At 59.4% G+C, this 18,913-nt stretch carries 16 protein-coding genes and 1 pseudogene; 4 read left to right on the forward strand and 13 right to left on the reverse strand.

The window, feature by feature from the left end:
• The first annotated feature begins 139 nt into the window (after nt 1–139).
• Nucleotides 140–556, forward strand: a complete 417-nt coding sequence (locus I5L79_RS01770; protein ID WP_196953293.1) for a hypothetical protein — start codon at nt 140–142, stop codon at nt 554–556.
• On the opposite strand, the gene I5L79_RS01775 is transcribed toward I5L79_RS01770, so the two are convergent.
• From I5L79_RS01775 to I5L79_RS01820, 10 genes and pseudogenes are all read right to left on the reverse strand, one after another.
• Nucleotides 553–2,628 (reverse strand): ATP-binding protein, encoded by a 2,076-nt coding sequence (locus tag I5L79_RS01775; RefSeq protein ID WP_196953294.1) that lies wholly within the window; start codon nt 2,626–2,628, stop codon nt 553–555. The two genes, I5L79_RS01770 and I5L79_RS01775, sit on opposite strands and share 4 nt — an antisense overlap.
• A gap of 213 nt (nt 2,629–2,841) precedes the next feature.
• Entirely contained in the window at nt 2,842–3,660 is an 819-nt protein-coding gene (locus I5L79_RS01780) for an enoyl-ACP reductase FabI (protein ID WP_196953295.1), read from the reverse strand.
• A 156-nt stretch (nt 3,661–3,816) separates the two neighbouring features.
• Nucleotides 3,817–5,490 (reverse strand): DNA repair protein RecN, encoded by a 1,674-nt coding sequence (gene recN, locus I5L79_RS01785; protein ID WP_196953296.1) that lies wholly within the window; start codon nt 5,488–5,490, stop codon nt 3,817–3,819.
• A 195-nt stretch (nt 5,491–5,685) separates the two neighbouring features.
• Nucleotides 5,686–6,600 carry a type IX secretion system protein PorD gene (gene porD / locus I5L79_RS01790; protein WP_196953297.1) on the reverse strand — a complete coding sequence of 305 codons (915 nt, stop codon included), beginning with the start codon at nt 6,598–6,600 and terminating at the stop codon, nt 5,686–5,688.
• Nucleotides 6,593–7,243 (reverse strand): phosphopantothenoylcysteine decarboxylase domain-containing protein, encoded by a 651-nt coding sequence (locus I5L79_RS01795; RefSeq protein WP_196953298.1) that lies wholly within the window; start codon nt 7,241–7,243, stop codon nt 6,593–6,595. Before I5L79_RS01795 ends, porD begins: the two co-directional genes overlap by 8 nt.
• Nucleotides 7,244–7,274: 31 nt before the next feature.
• On the reverse strand, nt 7,275–7,763 hold the full coding sequence (locus I5L79_RS01800) for a hypothetical protein (RefSeq protein WP_196953299.1): 489 nt from the start codon (nt 7,761–7,763) through the stop codon (nt 7,275–7,277).
• Between the two features lie 53 nt (nt 7,764–7,816).
• Nucleotides 7,817–8,353: pseudogene (locus I5L79_RS01805) on the reverse strand (flavoprotein); the annotation flags it as partial.
• 26 nt (nt 8,354–8,379) lie between these two features.
• Nucleotides 8,380–8,712 carry a DNA-directed RNA polymerase subunit omega gene (locus I5L79_RS01810; RefSeq protein WP_196953301.1) on the reverse strand — a complete coding sequence of 111 codons (333 nt, stop codon included), beginning with the start codon at nt 8,710–8,712 and terminating at the stop codon, nt 8,380–8,382.
• A gap of 137 nt (nt 8,713–8,849) precedes the next feature.
• Nucleotides 8,850–9,683 (reverse strand): outer membrane protein assembly factor BamD, encoded by an 834-nt coding sequence (locus I5L79_RS01815; protein ID WP_196953302.1) that lies wholly within the window; start codon nt 9,681–9,683, stop codon nt 8,850–8,852.
• A gap of 54 nt (nt 9,684–9,737) precedes the next feature.
• Nucleotides 9,738–11,450, reverse strand: coding sequence for an OstA-like protein (locus I5L79_RS01820; protein ID WP_196953303.1), 1,713 nt, complete (start codon nt 11,448–11,450; stop codon nt 9,738–9,740).
• Between the two features lie 223 nt (nt 11,451–11,673).
• Here I5L79_RS01820 and tilS point away from each other — a divergent pair, with 223 nt between their 5' ends.
• The 3 genes from tilS to I5L79_RS01835 all read left to right on the forward strand — a co-directional run bounded on the left by tilS (nt 11,674) and on the right by I5L79_RS01835 (nt 15,063).
• Nucleotides 11,674–13,002: a tRNA lysidine(34) synthetase TilS gene (gene tilS / locus I5L79_RS01825; protein ID WP_196953304.1), complete on the forward strand. Its 1,329-nt coding sequence runs from the start codon at nt 11,674–11,676 to the stop codon at nt 13,000–13,002.
• 128 nt (nt 13,003–13,130) lie between these two features.
• Entirely contained in the window at nt 13,131–14,072 is a 942-nt protein-coding gene (mdh, locus tag I5L79_RS01830) for a malate dehydrogenase (RefSeq protein WP_196953305.1), read from the forward strand.
• Between the two features lie 265 nt (nt 14,073–14,337).
• Entirely contained in the window at nt 14,338–15,063 is a 726-nt protein-coding gene (locus I5L79_RS01835) for a DNA alkylation repair protein (protein ID WP_196953306.1), read from the forward strand.
• Between the two features lie 58 nt (nt 15,064–15,121).
• On the opposite strand, the gene I5L79_RS01840 is transcribed toward I5L79_RS01835, so the two are convergent.
• The 3 genes from I5L79_RS01840 to mutL all read right to left on the reverse strand — a co-directional run bounded on the left by I5L79_RS01840 (nt 15,122) and on the right by mutL (nt 18,890).
• Nucleotides 15,122–16,015 (reverse strand): rhomboid family intramembrane serine protease, encoded by an 894-nt coding sequence (locus I5L79_RS01840; RefSeq protein WP_196953307.1) that lies wholly within the window; start codon nt 16,013–16,015, stop codon nt 15,122–15,124.
• 37 nt (nt 16,016–16,052) lie between these two features.
• Nucleotides 16,053–16,838, reverse strand: coding sequence for a rhomboid family intramembrane serine protease (locus I5L79_RS01845; protein ID WP_196953308.1), 786 nt, complete (start codon nt 16,836–16,838; stop codon nt 16,053–16,055).
• 66 nt (nt 16,839–16,904) lie between these two features.
• Nucleotides 16,905–18,890, reverse strand: a complete 1,986-nt coding sequence (mutL, locus tag I5L79_RS01850; RefSeq protein ID WP_196953309.1) for a DNA mismatch repair endonuclease MutL — start codon at nt 18,888–18,890, stop codon at nt 16,905–16,907.
• Between the last annotated feature and the right edge of the window lie 23 nt (nt 18,891–18,913).

An 18,913-nucleotide genomic window follows, 5' to 3' on the forward strand; every position in this document is an offset into this window, starting at 1 on the left:
ACCGGAAAACGTGCCAGCCGGTTGGAAAGTGCTTACGAGACTGCCGGGCATTTGGTAAGACACGCCTAAACCCCACAAGTTGCATCAGCGGCAGGCCAACTGATCCGGTTCAAAAACGTAGTTGTCCCTATCTTTGTGCATGCTTACTTCCTTGCGCCGCGGCGACGGCAGTGTGTACCTGACAGTGGAGCGCAACCAGCGCGACAACTGGATTCATGCCCGCTGGTATGGCCACCAAACTATCGGAACGATTATGGATGGCGGCCTCACGTACGTAGAGATGCTACGCGCGGATCCATGCCCCAAGCTCCTAAACGACCACCGGAATCTTATCGGCGCCTTTACGGAGGCCAACACCTGGATTCAACAGGTCTGGACGCCGCTTATCATCAATGCGGGTTTGCGCTACTTCGCGCAGGTCGTTTCCCCGGATATCTTCAGCCAGCTCTCTATCGAAAATCTGCAACAGCGCATCGGCGACACGCTGCAGATGCACCTATTTGAGGATGTAGAAACGGCGCAGGCCTGGCTGCGGGCTCAGGAGCGGGGAGTTTAGTTTTCCTCTGCGGGAATCACTGGCAGCCGGACCACTACCTCCGTGTACACGCCCGGCTCGCTTTCCACCATGAGGGTGCCGCCGTGCCCTGCTTCAATGATTTCCTTGCTCAGGGCCAGGCCCAGGCCCGCAGCTTCCTCGGGAGCTTTGGTGGAAAAAAACCGCTCAAATACCCGGCCTTGCGCGGCTTCCGGTATACCTAGGCCATTGTCGCGCACCCGCAGCTCTACTCCGTCGGCGGTGCGGTGGGTGAGCAGGGTCACCTGCGGCACGTATCCGTCCTCTGCCTGCCGGTTGCGCTCCTGCACGGCCTGAAAGGCATTGAGGAAAATATTGATCAGTGCGCGCCCGATGTCGTGGCGCACCATGTCTACCTGGCCTAAGTCCCCGCTCAGCTCTACCTGCAGTTGCACTTCCAAATTAGGGGCTTTGGCCTGAGTATCGTGGTAAGTCAAGCGTAGGTAGTTTTCGGCCAGCTCGTTCAGGTCAGAGGGCTGGCGCGCACTGGACTGCCGGCCGGCGTGGGCCAGCATTCCGCGCACGATAATGCTGGCCCGTTGCCCGTGGCGGCGCAACGTGACTTGATACTGGCGCAGAATATCCAGTTTATCGGCCAATGAGTTGGTAGGCTCCTCGGCCAGCTGGGTTGCTTGTAGCACCGCCCACATTTCGTCGGTCAGCTGCTCGCTCTCGCCCACCAGCTCCTCAATGGCCTGGACCGGCTGCTGCAACTCATGAGCTACGCCAGCCATCAGCTCACCCAGGGAAGCCATCCGGTCGCGCATCACCAGCTGGTCCTGGGTTGTCTTCAGCTCCCGCAGCATAGCCGACAGCTCGTCGCGCTGGGTGGTGAGGGTTTCCTTCTGCTCGGTCACCTGGGTATTCAACTCCTGCAGCTGCGCATTGGTGCGGCGCTGCTGGCGGTTGTGGCGGGCCTGCAGCAGGGTTATCAGCAGCAACCCTCCGAGCCCGGCCAGCAGCGCGTAGATGTAGAGGCGCACTTTGTAGGCATCCTGCTCCTGCTCCACCTTTTGCTGCCGCTGCACCTCCGACAGGGCAATAGCATCAAGCTGCTTGATACGCAACGGATTATAGAGGCTGTCTTCGGCCCGCTGGCGGAGGCGCAGGTAGCGCAGCGCACTGTCGGCCTGCTGCCGGCTGGCAAAGGCATCGGCCAGCAGGCCGCTGGTGTGCGCAATGCCCACCATATACGGCAGCTTCTGCCCCATGCTGAGGGCTTTGCGGCCGTAATACACGCTGGAATCCGTTTGCTGCTGGCCCTGGTAAAGCTCCGCCAGGTACTGATAGGCGCGGCAGGCGCTGCGTAGGTCGTTTTCGGGCACGGCAGCCTGCGCACTGCGCCGGTAAAACTGCAGGGCCTGGCTGTCCTGGTTGCGGGCCGCCGCCAGCAGCCCCAGCTCCCGTAGCACATAAGGTTCGGGGTTGCCCCAGCTGCTCCAGCGGCCGGGTGTTTCCCGCATCACCTCTGCCTCGGCCTTTTCCAGAAAGTAAGCGGCCGAATCCAGCTTGCCAGCTCCGGTGTAGGTGGCCCCAATGTTGGCCAGCACACTCACCAGCTGGGAGGTATCGTGCGTGCGCACCTGCCGGTAGATGCGCCAGGCCCGAAAATAATGTTGGAGCGCCAGCCTGTGGTCGTCGAGGGCCTGATGGAGCAGGCCAATCTGGTTGAGCGTACGGGCCGTGCCTTCCAGGTCGTGGCTGGCTTCGTTGAGTTGCAGGGCCTGCAGGTTGAGGCGCAGGGCCTGGGGCAGATTGCCTCGCTCGCCCTGTAGCATACCCAGGCGGGCCAGGCAACGGCCTTCTCCTTTGGTGTACTTGATGCGGCGGGCCATTGCCAGGCCCTGCTGGGCATACAGCAGCACCGAATCGAGGCGGGAGTAGCGGAAAGAAGCACTCAGATCGGCCAGCAGCAGCACCCGGCTGGTATCGGCCGCAACCCGCGACAGCGCGTAGCGGAGGGCCGGCGTCTGGGGGCTTTGCGCTTTGCTGGGCGGGGATGCTAGGATTGCTGCCAGTAGGAAACCTATCAGGACGGCATAGGAGAGCTTCATGGCTGAAAATTAGCCAATATTCGCTAGTACTTATGTTATAGATGCAATTCCGCCGGCTGGACTGTACCTACGGTGCGCAGCCGGGCTTTAGCCTAACAATGAGATACCGCCTACTTTATTTGAGTTTTTTCGCAACGGGAATCCTTTCCTCGGGCCATAAAAAAGGAGCCCGGCCAGCAGGCCGGGCTCCTTTACCATCAAATCAACGCGGTGCTAAGCCTTGCTGTTGGTGAGGAGTTCTACCATTTCCTCTGAAATACCGGTGGTGCTGAAGCCGCCGTCGTGCATGAGGTTCTGCATGGTTACGTAGCGCGTCAGGTCCGAGAACAAACTCACGCAATAGTCGGCGCAGGCTTCGGCGGGCGCGTTGCCGAGCGGCGACATGCGCTCGGCGTACTCGTAGAACGCATCGAAGCCGCTGATGCCGGTGCCGGCCGACGTTTTGGTGGGCGACTGCGAAATGGTATTCACGCGCACTTTCTTGAGCTTGCCGAGGCGCTGGCCATAGCTGCGAGCAATGCTTTCGAGCACGGCTTTGGCCTGCGACATGTCGGTGTAGTCGAGGAAGGCGCGCTGGGCGGCAATATAGCTCAGGGCTACCACTGAGCCCCATTCGTTGAAGGCGTCCTGCTTCTCGGCCACGGCCAGCATGCGGTGCAGCGACAGCGCCGACACGTCCAGCGTTTTCTGGAACCACTCGTAGTTCAGCTCGCCGTAGTGCTTGCCCTTGCGGATGTTGGTGCTCATGCCGATGCTGTGCAGCACGAAATCGATTTTGCCGCCAAAGTGCTCCTGCGTACCGCTGAACAGCTTTTCCAGGTCGTCCATCGACGTCGCGTCGGCCGGGATAATCGGCGCCTCGCACTCTTCCGACAGCTTGTTGATTTCGCCCATGCGCATGGCGAGCGGGGCATTGGTGAGCACGAAGCGCGCCCCTTCGGCGTAGGCTTTCTGCGCTACTTTCCAGGCAATGGAACGTTCATCAAGGGCGCCGGAAATGATACCGACTTTGCCAGCGAGTAGATTAGGCATGAGGTGAAGTGGTGAAGTGGTGAGGTGGTGAGTTGCAGCCGTTGGCTATAGCCTGGACTACGCTGCTGCCGCTGCTTTACGCCTCAGATGAGTGGTTAGCGGCCGCCAAGTTAGCTATTCACTTCTTCACAATCTCACCACTTCACAATTTCACCGCTAGCCCACTAATTCCTCTCCGCGCATGGCCAGCAGCTCGCGTGCACTTTGATAAGCATGCTGGCTGGGGTTGGCGCCAGAAATCATCTGGGCAATTTCCCGGATACGCTCATCCAGGCTCAGCAGACGGATGCGGCTTACGGTGCGGTCGGCGCGGTCTTCCTTGTACACGAAGTAGTGCGCGTCGCCGGCGGCGGCCATCTGCGGCAGGTGCGAAATGGCAATCAACTGGTGCTTCTGCGCCATTTGCTGCATCATCCGGCCTACTTTCACCGCAATTTCCCCGCTGATGCCAGTGTCGATTTCATCGAATACTATCGTGGGCAGGGCCGTTTTATCTGCCAGCATGTACTTGATGCACAGCATCAGGCGGGAGAACTCCCCGCCGGAGGCGGCCTTGCTCAGCGTCTGGGGCTGGGCGCCTTTATTGGCCGTAAACAGGATGCTCACTACGTCGATGCCGCTGGCAGCGGGCTGGCCGGTGCTGTGCTGCACCACGATGCGCGAGTGCGGCATGCCCAGCTCTACTAGCAGCAGGGCCAGCTCCCGCTCAAACTTGGGGAAGGACTTTTGCCGAGCTTCCGACAGCTTAGCGGCCTGGCGCGTTACGGTGGCCAGGGCGCCATCAGCGTCTTTGCGCAGGCGGGAAATTTCCTTGTCCAGGTTCAGCACCGAACTGACTTTGCGGCGCAGCTCGTCGCGCACCAGCAGCAGGCCGTCCACGTCGCGCACCTGGTGCTTGCGCTGCAGGTTGTAGAGCACGTTCAGGCGGCTCTGCAGCTCATCAATGCGCACTGGGTCGCCCTCGGTGCGCCGCTCGGTGTCTTCCACCTCACCGGCAATGTCGCGCAGCTCAATCAGGCAGGAGTCGAGCCGCTCTTTCAGCTCGCGCAGGCCGCTGGCAAACCCCGCCACTTGACCCAGCAGGTGGCTAGCTTCCTTGAGGCTGCCCGTGGCGCAGTACTCGCCATCCGACAAGGCCTGCAGGGCGTGCGTGAGCTTGAACTTGATTTCCTCGGCGTGCTCCAGCTGCTTGATTTCCTGTTCCAGCGCTTCCTGGTCCTCGCCATCAAGGCGGGCGTCTTCCAGCTCACTGAGCAGGAAGCTGTGGTAATCCAGCTCCTTGTTGGCCTGCGCTACCTGTCCTTCCAGCGTTTTCAGGTCGGCTTCCAGCTTTCGGTACTGCCGGTAGCTGCTGCCGTACTGGGCGCGGGTGGGCACCAGGTTGGCATAGAGGTCGAGCAGGTTGAGCTGGAATACCGCGTCGCCGAGCAGCAGCGTGTCGTGCTGGGAATGGATGTCCATCAGGTTGGCCCCGATGGTGCGCAGCGTTTCCAGCGTTACGGGCGTATCGTTGATGAACGCGCGCGACTTGCCGGCCGGACTGATTTCGCGGCGCAGGATGCACTGCGCGTCGTAGTCCAGGTCTTCTGACTCGAAAATGTCCTGGAGCTGATAGCCGGAAATATCAAACTGGCCCTCAATCACGCATTTGTGCGCGGTGTTGAACAGCAGCTTGGAATCGGCCCGGTTGCCGAGCAGCAATCCAATGGCACCCAGCATGATGGACTTACCAGCGCCGGTTTCGCCGGTAATAATATTGAGCAGGGCCGAGGGCCGGAGCTCAAGCTGCTCGATAAGAGCGTAGTTCTGAATTCGGAGGTCAACGAGCATAATCCGCGCACAAACGGGCTCCTGACCCGTGATTAGCACCCAACAAATGGCCGACAACTCGCCCGAGTGCGGCCCGCTAATCACAAAGCTACTAACTCAATTAGTGAGTTGCTAAATTTTTTATTTTGGGTGCGGATTTTGGACGTCATTCCTCGGCTACGCTCGGAATGACGTTCTGTTGTCTCTGCCTCTGCCCTACCGCTTCAGAATGGTCTGGTACTTGGCCGCGTTGGTAGGGTCTACCTCGTTGAGCATGGTCACCACGGCTTCTTTCTGGCTTTGCTCGGGACTGGTCCGGAACACGTTGGCAATTTCATCGGCTTTCGACTCGAAGAAGGCCCGCACGATAAGCGTACCGGGCCGCCGCACTGCTGCCTGCTGAATGCCCGCCAGCCCCGTCTGGATGCTGGCGCGGGCGTCGTTGGGCTTTTCCACGAAGATGTCCAGGCCCTGGCGGTAGTAGGCATACAGCGCCGAGCGGCAGTCTTTCAGCTGTGGGTCCTGCAGGTTGTTGAGCAGCCAGTAGCGGTTGCGCGACTCCCCATCCTTCCAGCCCTTGTCGTTTTCCAGGGTCTGGCTGGCCGCGTTGTTCACGATACGCTGGGCCAGGTCGTAGTAGGGCGAGCCGCCCATGGGCGCAAACGTGTCGTGGTCCAGCCCGATCATCAGGTAAGCATAAAAGCTCAGCAGGGACGACAGGTTGGAAGTAAACGACGTTTCGGAGTAGTCGAGCGGGTTTTGGGGCGAGTAGTTGAACACCCACCCTTTATCGGAAAACGAGAAAACGTTGGTTTCGTAGCTGGTGCCGTACACCGGGCGCGTGCTCACCAGCACGGCCGTGGCCTGGTAGGTGCCCGCCTGTGGCACGCTGTTGATGCCAATGTAGAGCTTGCAGCGGATGCGCTCCTCAGGCCGGTAGGTTTCGTTCGTCCAGCGGCGCGTGTTTAGGAACTGGGTAATGTCTTTCTGCATCTGCGTGACCAACTGCCGGTCGGCAATGTTCACGTTTTCGGTGTTGACAGTGACCTCGCAGTTCAGCTCCTGGGCCGCGGCCAGCTGGGGCAGCGCACTCAGGAAACTCAGCAAACAAATCAGCAAATATTTACGCATGGGGCGAAATTCGGGTCAGCACGGCCTGCACGATGTCGTGGGCCACGGCGGCTTTGGGTTTCAGCCCGAAGATAGTCTTTTGCCCGTCGGCGGCCAGCAAGGTCACTTTGTTGGTGTCGTGCTGGAAACCAGCGCCGGCGTCGCGCAGGGAGTTCAGCACCACCAAGTCGAAGTTCTTGCGGCGCAGCTTGCCCAAGGCGTGTTCTTCTTCGTGCTCGGTTTCCAACGCAAAACCCACGGAAAATTGTTCGGGCCGCTTGGTTTTTCCCAGCGTGGCGGCAATGTCCACGTTCTTCACCAGCTCCAGCGTGAGCGTGTCGCCGGACTTCTTGATTTTCTCCGGAGCCACAGTAGCCGGCCGGTAGTCGGCCACGGCGGCGGCAAAAACCCACACATCGGCGGTGGGTGCCTCGGCCGAGGCGGCGGCATACATTTCGGCAGCCGTTTGCACGCGCATTGTGCGTATGCGCGGGTCCGTGGGGTCAGGCAGGTTAGTGGGGCCGCTGATGAGCGTCACGTCGGCGCCAGCGGCCGCAAAGGCTTCGGCCAGTGCGTAGCCCATTTTGCCGGTGCTGTGGTTGCCGATGAAGCGTACCGGGTCCAGCGGTTCGTAGGTAGGGCCGGCGGTGAGAAGAACGCGCATGTTTTTTAATATAGCTGTAAAGAACAAGCAGTTATACGTACTTTAAACCAAGCTCATTTATATCAATATTAAATTTTTTCCACTGCTTTAAATCTATAGAATCGCCATTAATTTCAGTTATCCAATTAATACCAGGAACTATGATTGTTTTCTCTACTGTGCGCCTTCTATAACTACCAGCACCAGGATTCATCATCTGAAATTCAATGATTCTATTTTTCAAATATATATTCTGATAGAGAATAGTTTGAGTTTGCCATGCGAATACCGCCATGATACCTTTAACAAAAGACATAGCACATATCCATAAGACAAAAAGAAAAAAAGAAAGCTTGAGTTTATATACAAGCTGATTATCTAGCATGTATAAAAAAAGGAAAGCACTTAGGAGAGTGACACTTAATACCCAAGTAGCAAATCGTATTTCAAGCCCAGTAAATACATTCAAAAGCAGAATTATAAATAAAATAAAAGCACATGCCCAAATAATTTTTTCAAATGCCGTTTCTGATAAATTCATTTGAGTAGCAGTATAAACTAACGATAATATACCTACTTACGCAATAAAAATGCTTCCAACTCCACCACAATCTGCTCCGGCTCCTGCATGCGGCCGGGTCCTTCGAGGCCGCTGGCTAGTTCCCCAGCGGGTGAGTCGAAGATGTAGTTACCATAGGAGCGCAGCCGGCGCAGGTTTTCCTGGGTGGCCGGGTGCTGGTACATATCCAGGTCCATGGCCGGGGCCAGCAGCACGGGGCAGCGGGCCGAGAGGTACACGGCCGCCAGCAGTGAAGGGCAGTGGCCTTGCGCCAGCTGGGCCAGCGTGTTGGCCGAGGCGGGCGCAATCAGCAGGGCATCGGCCCAGAGGCCCAGGGCCACGTGGTTGTGCCACTCCCCGGTGGCTTCGCTTTTCAGAAAGCCCGTGAGAACCGGCTTTTTGGAAAGCGTACTGAGTGTAAGGGGCGTAATAAAGGCCGCAGCCGAGGTAGTCAGGATTACCTGTACCTCGGCTCCGGCCTTCACGAGCAGCCGCACCAGGGCGGCACTCTTATACGCGGCGATGCTCCCGCACACGCCCAGCAAAATCTTCCGACCGTGCAGCGACGACATCTGGCGCGGGGCTTAGCTAGCTGAAATTATTCGGCGGCGGGCTCTTCAGCGGCCGGCGTGCGGAAGTGAATTTTTCCTTCCAGAAACTCTTCTACGGCCAGGTTGGTGGGCTTGGGCAGCCGCTCGTAGTGCTTGCTGATTTCGATCTGCTCGCGGTTTTCGAACACTTCCTCCAGGTTGTCGACCGTAGTAGCAAACTCGGCCAGTTTGCCGTTCAGCTCCTCTTTCAGCTTCACCGAAATCTGGTTGGCGCGCTTGGAGATGATGGCAATGCTTTCGTACACGTTGCCGGTTTCGTGGGTGAAATCCGACATGTTGCGCGTCACGATGGAAGCAGGTACGTTGTTCGGGCTTTTCATCTTATCTAATGTGTTGGAGGTGCAAAATGTGAAAAGAATGTGACGAACAGGCTGCGGAATATAAGGAAAAAGGAAAGCCACCCGAGTGGTGACTACTCATTTCTCACCTTATACACATTGCAACCACATTCCGCCCATTATTTAGCCGTTGCCGCAGTGGCGTCGACCGGTTTGAGTTTGGCAATTTCGGCGCGGGCCGCGTTATACATGGTTTCGGCAGTCTTCAGGTTTGCGCTCTGCGGAAAGCTGTCGATGAAGTTCTGGTAGAAGGCTACCACTTCCAGGTACCGCTCCCGCTGCTTTTCCTCCACGCTTTCTTTGGCGTACTCGTACTGGGCCGTGAGCTTCATATACGCCGCCTGCTCGCTGTAGGCCGAAGCCGGAAACTGCTGCTGAAACGTATTGAAAGCCACTACAGCCGCCTGGTTGTAACGCAACTGAAAGTACAGCCGGGCGCTTTCGAAGGCCTTATTTTCAAGCTTGGTTTGCAGCTCCGTCGACATATTCTCGGCTTCGGGCCGGAACTTGCTTTCGGGGTATTGGTTCAGGAAGTCCTGAATGGACTCGATGGCCGTGTAGGTATTGGTCTGGTCCAGCTCAAACTCCGGTGAGTCCCGAAACAACGACTTGGCGTGCATGAAGCGGGCTTCCTCCACCAGCGCCGAGGAGCTGTAGGTTTCGGCAAACTGCTGGAAGTAGTAGGCGCTCAGCGTATAGTTGCCGCCTTGGAAGTTGGTGTTGGCAAAGTAGAAATCGGCCTTCTCCGCCTCAGGACGGCCTTTCAGCAGCGGAATCAGCTCTTCCAGCAGGGTACCGGCCCGGGCATAGTCGCCTTTCTCGTAGTACTCAATAGCGGCGGTGTACTTTTTGTTCACATCGTCGCTCTTGAGCAGCTTTTGGTAGCCGCTGCAAGCCCCCAGCAGCAGCGTGCTGAGCAACAGAACAAATACGAGAGGTCGTTGGAAAAGCATAAGGGGCGCAAAGGTAACGGATTACAGGGGCCGAATCAAATCGGCCGGATTGGGCTAGCGCCGGGCTGCCGGAGCCAGCTTGGCTGCCGGAGCAGCGGGCTTTTTAGGCGGCGTCGCCGGTTTGGCCTTGGGCTTGGCTTTGGTCGTGCGGGACTTGGTGGTTTTGGGCTTGGCTTTCGATTTGGCCTTAGGCTTGGCCGGCGGGGCGAAGTGCTTGCCCATGGTAGTGGCTCGGGTAGGGCGTTCTGCGGCCCGCCAGACAAATCCTTTTAGCTGCCGGTCTTCTTCCTTGAGCTCGTGCGGGGGAATAAAGCTAGCGTCGGGATTAGTCAGGAAGCTGATGGTCTGGAGTTTACTGTCGGGCGAAAAGCGCAGCGTCATGGTGGCACTCACGGCTTTGTTCAGGCCCGTGAGCGTGGTGTCGCCTTCAAGAGCATAATAGAGGCTCTCGGCGTTGCCAAGCACGTCCACTTTTTTCAGCTTGCCCGCCTGAAAGTAGCCCACCATGTTGCGCCCCCGCACCTGATTGAAGTTCAGCAAGGTGTCCTGACCCACGATAAAGGAGTTGGCGTACAGGCGCATCTGGTCAATTTTCTGCCGGCGCATCCGCAGCTCCATGCTGTCGGCCGTGAGCTGGTTTTGCTCGCTCCACAGCACGGGCTGGGTGTTGAGGTAAATGACGGAGTCGGCGCGGTTGTAGGTAAGCGAGTCGCAGCGGCCCTGCAGATCAGCGCGGAAGATGCGCACCTTGGGATAGGCGTAGATGATGCCGCCGGGCTTGTTGGGCACTTTGCTTTCCACACTCACCAACGTATCGGCGGCCAGGAACAGCGTGTCGCGGTCAGCAATGTTGCGCATCACGGCGTTGCCGTAGAGCTTGGCCCGCCCCTGTCCGCGCCAGTAGCGTCCCACATCACCCCGGATGGTGAGGTTATCTTTCTTTGATACCATCGACACACGGCCGGTAGCCAAGCCGTACTCGCGAGCCTCATCATAGAACAGCTTGTCGCCGCCCAGCAGGTACTCCGGGGTTTCAATCTTAGCGTTGCGCTCGAAGTTCGACACCCGGGTGCGGGAGTTGTAGTTGCCGTTTTCGGCGTAGAGCGTGCCGCGGGCCCCTTTGATGCGCGTGGGCCCAAAGAAGTACACCACCTTCGATACCGTATTATACTGCAGCGTGTCGCCGGTGATGAGGTAGTCTTTGGTTTGCACCCGCACGTCGCGCCGGAAGCTGAACACCTTCGTGTCGGTGTTGTAGTAGCCCAGGCGGCTGTCGAGGGTATTTTCGGGGTCGGTGAGGTGGCCGCCGCCGCTGTACACGGCCAGCTTGCGGTTCAGGTCGTAGTCGAGCACCGGCGTGGTGAGCGTCATGCGTGGGTCGCGCATCACCACGTTGCCGGTCATGCGGGCCGTGCGGGCGTCGCCGTCGTAAGTGGCCCGGTCGCCGGTGATGGTGAGCGTGTCGTTCTGCACGATGCGCACGTTGCTGAACGCCTCAATGGAGTTGCGGTCGGTGTACTGGTAAGCCGAGTCGCAGTACATAAAGGTGTCACCCTGCTTGAAGCTTACATTGCCAATCAGCTTGCGGATTTCAACCCCGTTGAAGGTGCCGCCAATCAGCTCCTGGGTGCCGGGCAGCAGCTCCACGCGCTGGCCTTTGGGCGGCGTAGGCTGGATTGCGGGCTTGGCGGCAGGGCCCTGCTGAGCCCAGCCCAGAGCCGGTAGCAGCAACAGAAGCAGAAGAAAAATCGACTTGGGAAACGACATTTAAGCGCAAAGGTACGGAAGGGCCGTTGCTAAGCACGAAAGCTGGTAGCTCTCGGCGGTTAGCTACCAGCTTTCCTTTTAGTATTGAATAAGTTAGACGACGTGGCTCTTCACTTGATTTTTACCAGCGGCATAACGGCTTTCTTTGTGAATTATTAGGCAGGAGCCATCAACACTCTGCTCCAACAACCAAGCCATTAGCTACCAGCGCACAGCTCTGCACATGCTCGACCGGATTCAACAGTTCATAGAACAAAACACCCTCTTCTCCCCTACCGACCAGCTGCTGGTAGCCGTCAGCGGTGGCCTCGACTCCGTGGTGATGGCCAACGTACTGCACCGGCTGGGCGTGAAGTTCGGGGTAGCGCACTGCCACTTTGGGCTGCGCGCCGAGGAGGCCGACGCCGACGAGCAGTTTGTGCGCAAGCTGGCCAAGCAGTACGAAGCGCCCTATTTCGTGGAGTTTTTCCAGACTAAGAAGTTTGCCGAGCAGGAAGGCATTTCCACCCAGATGGCCGCCCGCGCCCTGCGCTACGAGTGGTTTGAGCGGGTTCGGGCCAGCCAGGGCTACGCGGCCATTGCCACCGCCCACCACCAGCGCGACACGGCCGAAACCATGCTGCTCAACCTCACGCACGGCACCGGCCTGGCAGGTTTGCACGGCATCCGGCCCAAAAGCGGCCACTTGGTGCGCCCCCTGCTGGCCGTGAGCAAGCCCGACCTCTACGACTACGTGGTGGAAAACCAGTTGATCTGGCGCGAAGATGCCAGCAACGACTCGCCCGTGTACCAGCGCAACCGCCTGCGCCTGGAGGTGCTGCCCGTGCTGCGCGACATCAACCCCAACTTAGACCACACCATGAGCGTGACGGCTGAGCGGGTGGGCGCGGCTGAAGAAATTGTGCGCCGCTACGTGGAGGAAACCGCCGCCCAAGCCCAGCGCACCGAGCCCGAAGCTACTTACCTCGACATCCGCCTGCTGCAGAAAACCGCCGCCACCGCCGTGGTGCTGCACGAGCTGCTGCGTTCTTTCGGCTTCTCGTATCTGGTGACCAAGGACATTGTGCAGAGCTTCGGGGCCGAGCCGGGCCGCCGGTTCGACTCACCGACGCACCAGCTGGTGAAGGACCGTGACCAGTTGGTCATTACCCCGCGCAAGCTCCAGAAATTTGGTACGCATCAGTTGCAAGCCGGGCAGGAGGCGCTTAAAATCGATGGACTGCACCTGCGCACTGAGCTGCACGAGGTTACCGAAGGATACGAAGTGCCCAAAGGCAAGGCTGTAGCGGCCCTGGATGCCGACGTGCTCCGGTTTCCGCTCACGGTGCGCGCCTGGCAGGAAGGCGACTGGTTTATGCCCATTGGGATGAAAGGCAAGAAGAAGCTTTCGGACTTCCTTATCGACCAGAAAGTGCCACTCAACCTCAAAGACAATGTGCAGGTGCTGTGCTCCGCCGACGGCAAAATTGCCTGGGTTATCGGTTTCCGCCCCGATGAGCGGTTTAAGGTAACGGAGGAAACCAAGCGGGTGCTGGTGGTGAAGCGGATGTAGCCTCGCTGTCCTTGCTTAGGCTTTGCCTCGCCAGGAGAAGGAAAAGTCTGGCGGCGCATGTCTCACCTCTCGCGTCTATGGCTTAGCTTTACGCCCAACCCACACGTTCACCCCAATTCCATCCACTGATGAAAGTTACCGTAGTTGGAGCCGGCAACGTAGGCGCAACCTGCGCCGATGTACTGGCCACCCGCGAAATTGCCAACGAAATCATCCTCGTTGACATCAAGGAAGGCATTGCCGAAGGCAAAGCGCTTGACATCTGGCAGAAAGCCCCCATCATTGGCTACGACTCCCGCACCGTAGGCGTCACCAACGACTACGCCCGCACCGCCGGTTCCGACGTGGTAGTTATTACCTCGGGCCTGCCCCGCAAGCCCGGCATGAGCCGCGACGACCTGATTTCGGTGAATGCCGGCATCGTGAAGTCAGTGACTGAGCAGGTGGTGAAGTACTCGCCCAACGCCATCATCATCGTGGTGTCGAACCCGCTGGACGTGATGACCTACCAGGCCCACCTCACCTCGGGCCTGCCCCGCGAGAAGGTGTTTGGCATGGCCGGCATCTTGGATACGGCCCGCTACCGCGCCTTCCTGGCTGAGGCCCTGAACGTGAGCCCCAAAGACATTCAGGCCGTACTCATGGGTGGCCACGGTGACACCATGGTGCCCCTGCCCCGCTACACCACCGTGGGCGGCATCCCCGTAACCGAGCTGATCGGCAAAGCTGAGCTGGACGCCATTGTGCAGCGCACGGCCGTAGGTGGCGGTGAGCTGGTGAAGCTGATGGGCACCTCGGCTTGGTACGCTCCCGGCGCCGCCGCCGCTCAGATGGTAGAAGCCATTGTGCGCGACCAGCGCCGCGTATTCCCCGTGTGCATCGAGCTGAAAGGCGAGTATGGCATCGACGGTGTGTACCTGGGCGCTCCGGTTATTCTGGGTAAAAACGGCATCGAGAAAGTTATTGAGCTGCAGCTCAACGACGAGGAAAAAGCCTTGCTGGAAACCTCGCGCGGCCACGTGAAAGAGGTAATGGAAGCCCTGGACAATATGGGCAAAGCCTCCGCATAGCCGACAACTAGCTAATTTTTACAAAAAAGCTTCCTCAGCAGAGGAAGCTTTTTTTGTGACGTTTCGGCAAGGAAGCAGGGCAGAACCGCCCCAGGCTTCGGTACCCTTTGCTTCCGTTATTTACAAAGTCTTTTTAAACGGAAGCAAATGCGCTATATCCTTTGCTTCCGTTTTTTGCGCAACTTCTGGGAGCGGAAGCAACTTGCCAGGAGGCGTAGCGGAAACGTCTCGTTGCTGTGTTAGATTCTCGCATTTTCTCCTCACTATGGCTACTACTCTCACTGCCTCCGACCTCCTGACCCGGATTCACGCCTTGGCTGACCCAGCGCGGGCCGCTGCTGTTGCGCGGTTTTTCAAGACCGGGCCGGGGCAGTACGGCGAGGGCGACCAGTTCCTGGGCCTGCCTATGCCCCAGCAGCGGCAGCTGGCGCGGGAGTTTCGCAGCCTGGCCCTGCCAGAAGTAGAGCAGCTGTTGCAGAACCCCTGGCACGACTGCCGCTCCGTAGGCCTGATCATCTGGACGCTGCAGTTCGCCAAAGCTGGCCCGGTCGGGCGGCAGGCCATCTACGAGCGGTACCTGCAAAACCGGCAGTTCATCAACAACTGGGATTTGGTCGATATTACCTGCCCAACTATTGTAGGCGGCTACCTGCTCACCCAGGACCGGGCGCCGCTATACGAGCTGGCGGCGGAAACCCACCTCTGGAGCCAGCGCATGAGCATTGTCTCGACGCTGGCTTTTATCCGCCAGAGCCAGTTTGCCGACACGTTTGCCCTGGCCGAGCAGCTCCTCTCCCACCCTCACGACCTGATTCACAAAGCCACGGGCTGGATGCTGCGGGAAGTGGGCAAGCGCAACGAGGACGCCCTGGAAGAATTTCTGGCCGACCACGCCCCGCAAATGCCCCGCACTATGCTGCGTTACGCTATTGAGAAGCTGCCGCCGACTCAGCGCCATTACCACTTGCAGGCAAAAAAGAAAGCCCGCTAACTCACGTTAGCGGGCCTTGTCGGAAAAGCCGGACGCTTGTCCGTTCAATACGCGGTGCTTACTGCTGGCTGGCTTTGAACAGCTTCTGCTTTTCTTCCTTTGACAGGCTCTCGTAGCCGGAGCGGGAAATCTTGTCCAGAATCAGGTCGATTTCCTCCTGGGCGGGTTTGCGGGGGCCAGTGGCTTTGGCAGCCGGCTCGGCAGGGCGGCTGCGGTGCGTGACGCGCAGGTTGGGGCGGCCCGTCACCAGGCGGCCCACCCAGTCGCCGACGGCCTGCACGGGGCGCCCCAGGTCGCGGCCTCGCTGGAGCTGCTTGATGAAGAAGTATCCGAGAATGGCCCCGCCGATATGGGCAATGCCCCCACCTGGGTTGCCCTGATTGATGGCAATAACCGAAATCAGGATAGTGAAGGCCGCTATGTACTTGATGCGAACCGGCCCCACCAGAATCAAACTGAACGTGTACTCCGGCAGCAGCGTGGCGGCACCCATTACAATAGCCGTCACGGCCGCCGAGGCGCCCAGCAGCGGCGTACCGGCTACTGCGTAAGGCCGAAGCGTGGGCAGCAGGTTGAACGCCAGCACAAACACCAGTCCGCCTACCAGTCCACCAAGGATGTACAAACTCACCAGCCGCCGGTCGCCGAGGTACTCGCGCACCAGCGCCCCAAACCAGTACAGGTTGAGCAGGTTGAACAGGATGTGAAAGAACCCCTCGTGGGTGAAGGCATAGGAAAGCACCGTCCACGGGTGGCGCACCAGCGAGGGCAGATCAGAGGGCAGCACGAATTGCCGCAGCACATTCCCGAAGTAGCCCTGAAAGCCGGAAAGCCACAGAATAGCCTTCACCAGCACCAGGAAAACGAAAACCAGCACGTTAATCAGCAGCAGCTGATTAAGCGCGTTGTCGCGGCGGCTGAAAGCAGTGCGGATGTCTTGAACAATACTCATGGGTGGGCAGGCAGTAGAAACAGGCGTCGGGCCGCGGCTAGATACCGCGTCGTTCCCAGACTTTTAACACGATGAACCCAATCAGCATTCCGCCCAGGTGCGCGAAATGGGCTACGTTGTCGCCGGGTGTGGGATGTACCCCTTTCCAGAGGGAGTACGCGGAGAACAGGAAAACGTACAGCCAGATGCTGATAGGAACCGGTATCGGGAAAATAAACATCTTCTGGTTCGGAAACAGATACGCCAAGGCGAATAATATTCCGAACACAGCTCCGGAAGCTCCCAGCATCCCGCTGTTAGGACTGTCCATCACCTCCATGTAAATACTATCGATGGTCTGGGTGGCACTATCGATCAGTCGCTGGTCGTCGGGCGTTTTCTGCATCTGCCGGGCTACGGGCGCGTACGAGTCGCCGGCCTGGGGCAGGTGTTCCCGGAAAAAATCGGCAAACCCCACGCCCGAAGGCTGCTCGTGGAAAGCCAGTCGGCTTTCGTTCATTTCGCGCAGCTCGTAGTAGCGCACGCCCTCATAGATGAAGCCCGCCCCGAGGCCGCAGATCAGCCAGAAGGTGATAAACTTTTTCCCGCCCCACTCATCTTCCAGCGAAGCCCCGAAAAACAGCAGGGTAATCATGTTGGAAAACAGGTGGCCCAACCCATCGTGCAGGAACATGTACGTCACGAACTGCCACGGATACAGCAGCGCCGACCCGATGGGGTGCAGGGAGCCGTAGACGGTGAGTAGCGGAAACATGCCCTGCAGGAAAAACAGGGCCACATTGACGAGGATAAGATTCCGGACGGCCGGCGTGAGTCGAAACATAGACGGGGAAACGAAGAGAAAAGACGCGGGTTGTACGGAGCCTCAGGCAACCCGGCCGCCAAGGTATCAGGCGCGACGGAAAAAATCCTGCAGCTGGCTTAGCTCCAGCATGACCAGCGTGCGGCGGCCGTCGGGCGCGTAGTTGGGCACCTGGCAGGCAAACAGCCGATCCACGAGGGCGTTCATTTCCACCTCGGAGAGGCGCACCTGGCCGGCGCTGCCCGCCACCCGCCGCGCCAGCGCCCGGGCCACCTGCTCCCGCCGGTCCAGCTTCACGGGGCCGGCGTGGGTCCGAAACTGCTCGATAAGACCTTCCAGCAACTCCTTTTCGTGGCGGGCGGGCACATCGGCCGGAATGCCTTCCACGGCAATGGTGTGCTTGCCAAACTCCGAAAACCGAAAGCCCAGCGCCTGCAGCGTTTCGGTGAGTTCCAGCAGCAGGGCAAAATCCTGGGGCGTGAACGTAACGGTGCGCGGAAACAGCAGCGTCTGCGAGGCGCCATTTTCGCGCTCCAGCTCGGCCGCGTACTGCTCGTACAGGATACGCTCCCGCGCCGCTACCTGGTCAATCAGCATCAACCCCGACTTCACCGGCACCAGCAGGTACTGCTGATGCACCTGCAGCACCTTGTGGCCCGGCCCGCCCGTGTCGCGCAAAGGCAGCTCCGGGGCGGGGGCGGCCTCCGGCGCTACCGAAGGCAGCTCCGGAGGCACAGCCTGGGCGGCCGTGAAAGCCACCGCCGAGGGCACCAGCACGCCCTTGGCCGTAGCCTCGTGCTCCACGTCGGGCACACTCAGCTGGCCCAGGGTTTTATAGAATTCCTCCAGCTCGCGCTTGGCCTGCTCCGTGGGCCGGGGCGGAATCTGCCGCTCGTAGGCATCGGGGCGGGCCGTTTTGTCGCGGGGTCCGGATTTGCTGCCGGCCGCCCGTGCAGCGGCCGAGGCCAGCGCGTCGCGGGGGGCATCGTCGGGGTCGAAGGAGCTCCGCTCGTTGCTGGAAAGGCGCAGGGGCTGAATGGGCGCGAAGTTCACATCCCCCTCAAAATCCAGGGAAGGCGCCATGTTGTGCAGCCCCAGGCTTTGCTTCACGGCAGCCCGCACGATGGCGTACACGGTCTTCTCGTCCTCAAACTTGATTTCCGTTTTGGTGGGGTGCACGTTGATGTCGATGGTCTTGGGGTCGAGTTCCAGAAACAGCACGTAGAACGGGTGCGTGTCTTTGGGCAGCAGGCCCTCGTAGGCCGTGAGCACGGCGTGATTCAGGTAAGCCGAGCGGATAAAGCGGTTGTTGACGAAGAAGAACTGGTCGCCCCGGCTTTTCTTGGCAGCGGCCGGCTTGCCAATAAACCCGCGCACGGCAATAAACGGCGTCACTTCCTCCACCTGGGCCAGCTGTTCCTTATAGGAGTTGCCGAGCACGGCCACAATGCGCTGGCTGAGCTTGCCAGCGGGCAGGCTGAACACTTCCAGGTCGTTTTGGTACAGTGAAAAGCCGATCTGTGGGTTAGCCAGGGCCACGTGCTGAAACTCGTCCAGAATGTGGCGCATTTCCACCGCGTTGCTCTTCAGAAAGTTACGACGGGCCGGCACGTTAAAGAACAGGTTCTTCACGCTGATGCTGGTGCCATCGGGGCAGGCCACGGGCTGCTGGCTGCTGATCTGGGAGCCTTCCACCAGCAGCAGGGAGCCAGTGTCCTGGTCGCGTTGCTTGGTGCGCAGCTCCACCTGGGCCACGGCGGCAATGGAGGCCAGCGCCTCGCCCCGGAAGCCCAGCGTGCGGATGCGGAACAGGTCGTCGGTAGTGCGGATTTTGCTGGTGGCGTGGCGCTCCAGGCTCATGCGGGCGTCGGTGGGGCTCATGCCGGCCCCGTTGTCGACTACCTGCACCAGCTGCTTGCCGGCGTCCTTCACAATAAGCTGCACCTGGGTGGCGTTGGCATCAACGGCGTTTTCGAGCAGTTCCTTCACCACCGAGGCCGGCCGCTGCACCACCTCGCCGGCGGCAATCTGGTTGGCCAGGTATTCGGGAAGAAGCTGAATAACGTCGGGCATCGCAAAAGAAAACTAGGCTTGAA

Source organism: Hymenobacter guriensis, from assembly GCF_015773195.1.
In the GTDB taxonomy this organism is placed as follows: domain Bacteria; phylum Bacteroidota; class Bacteroidia; order Cytophagales; family Hymenobacteraceae; genus Hymenobacter; species Hymenobacter guriensis.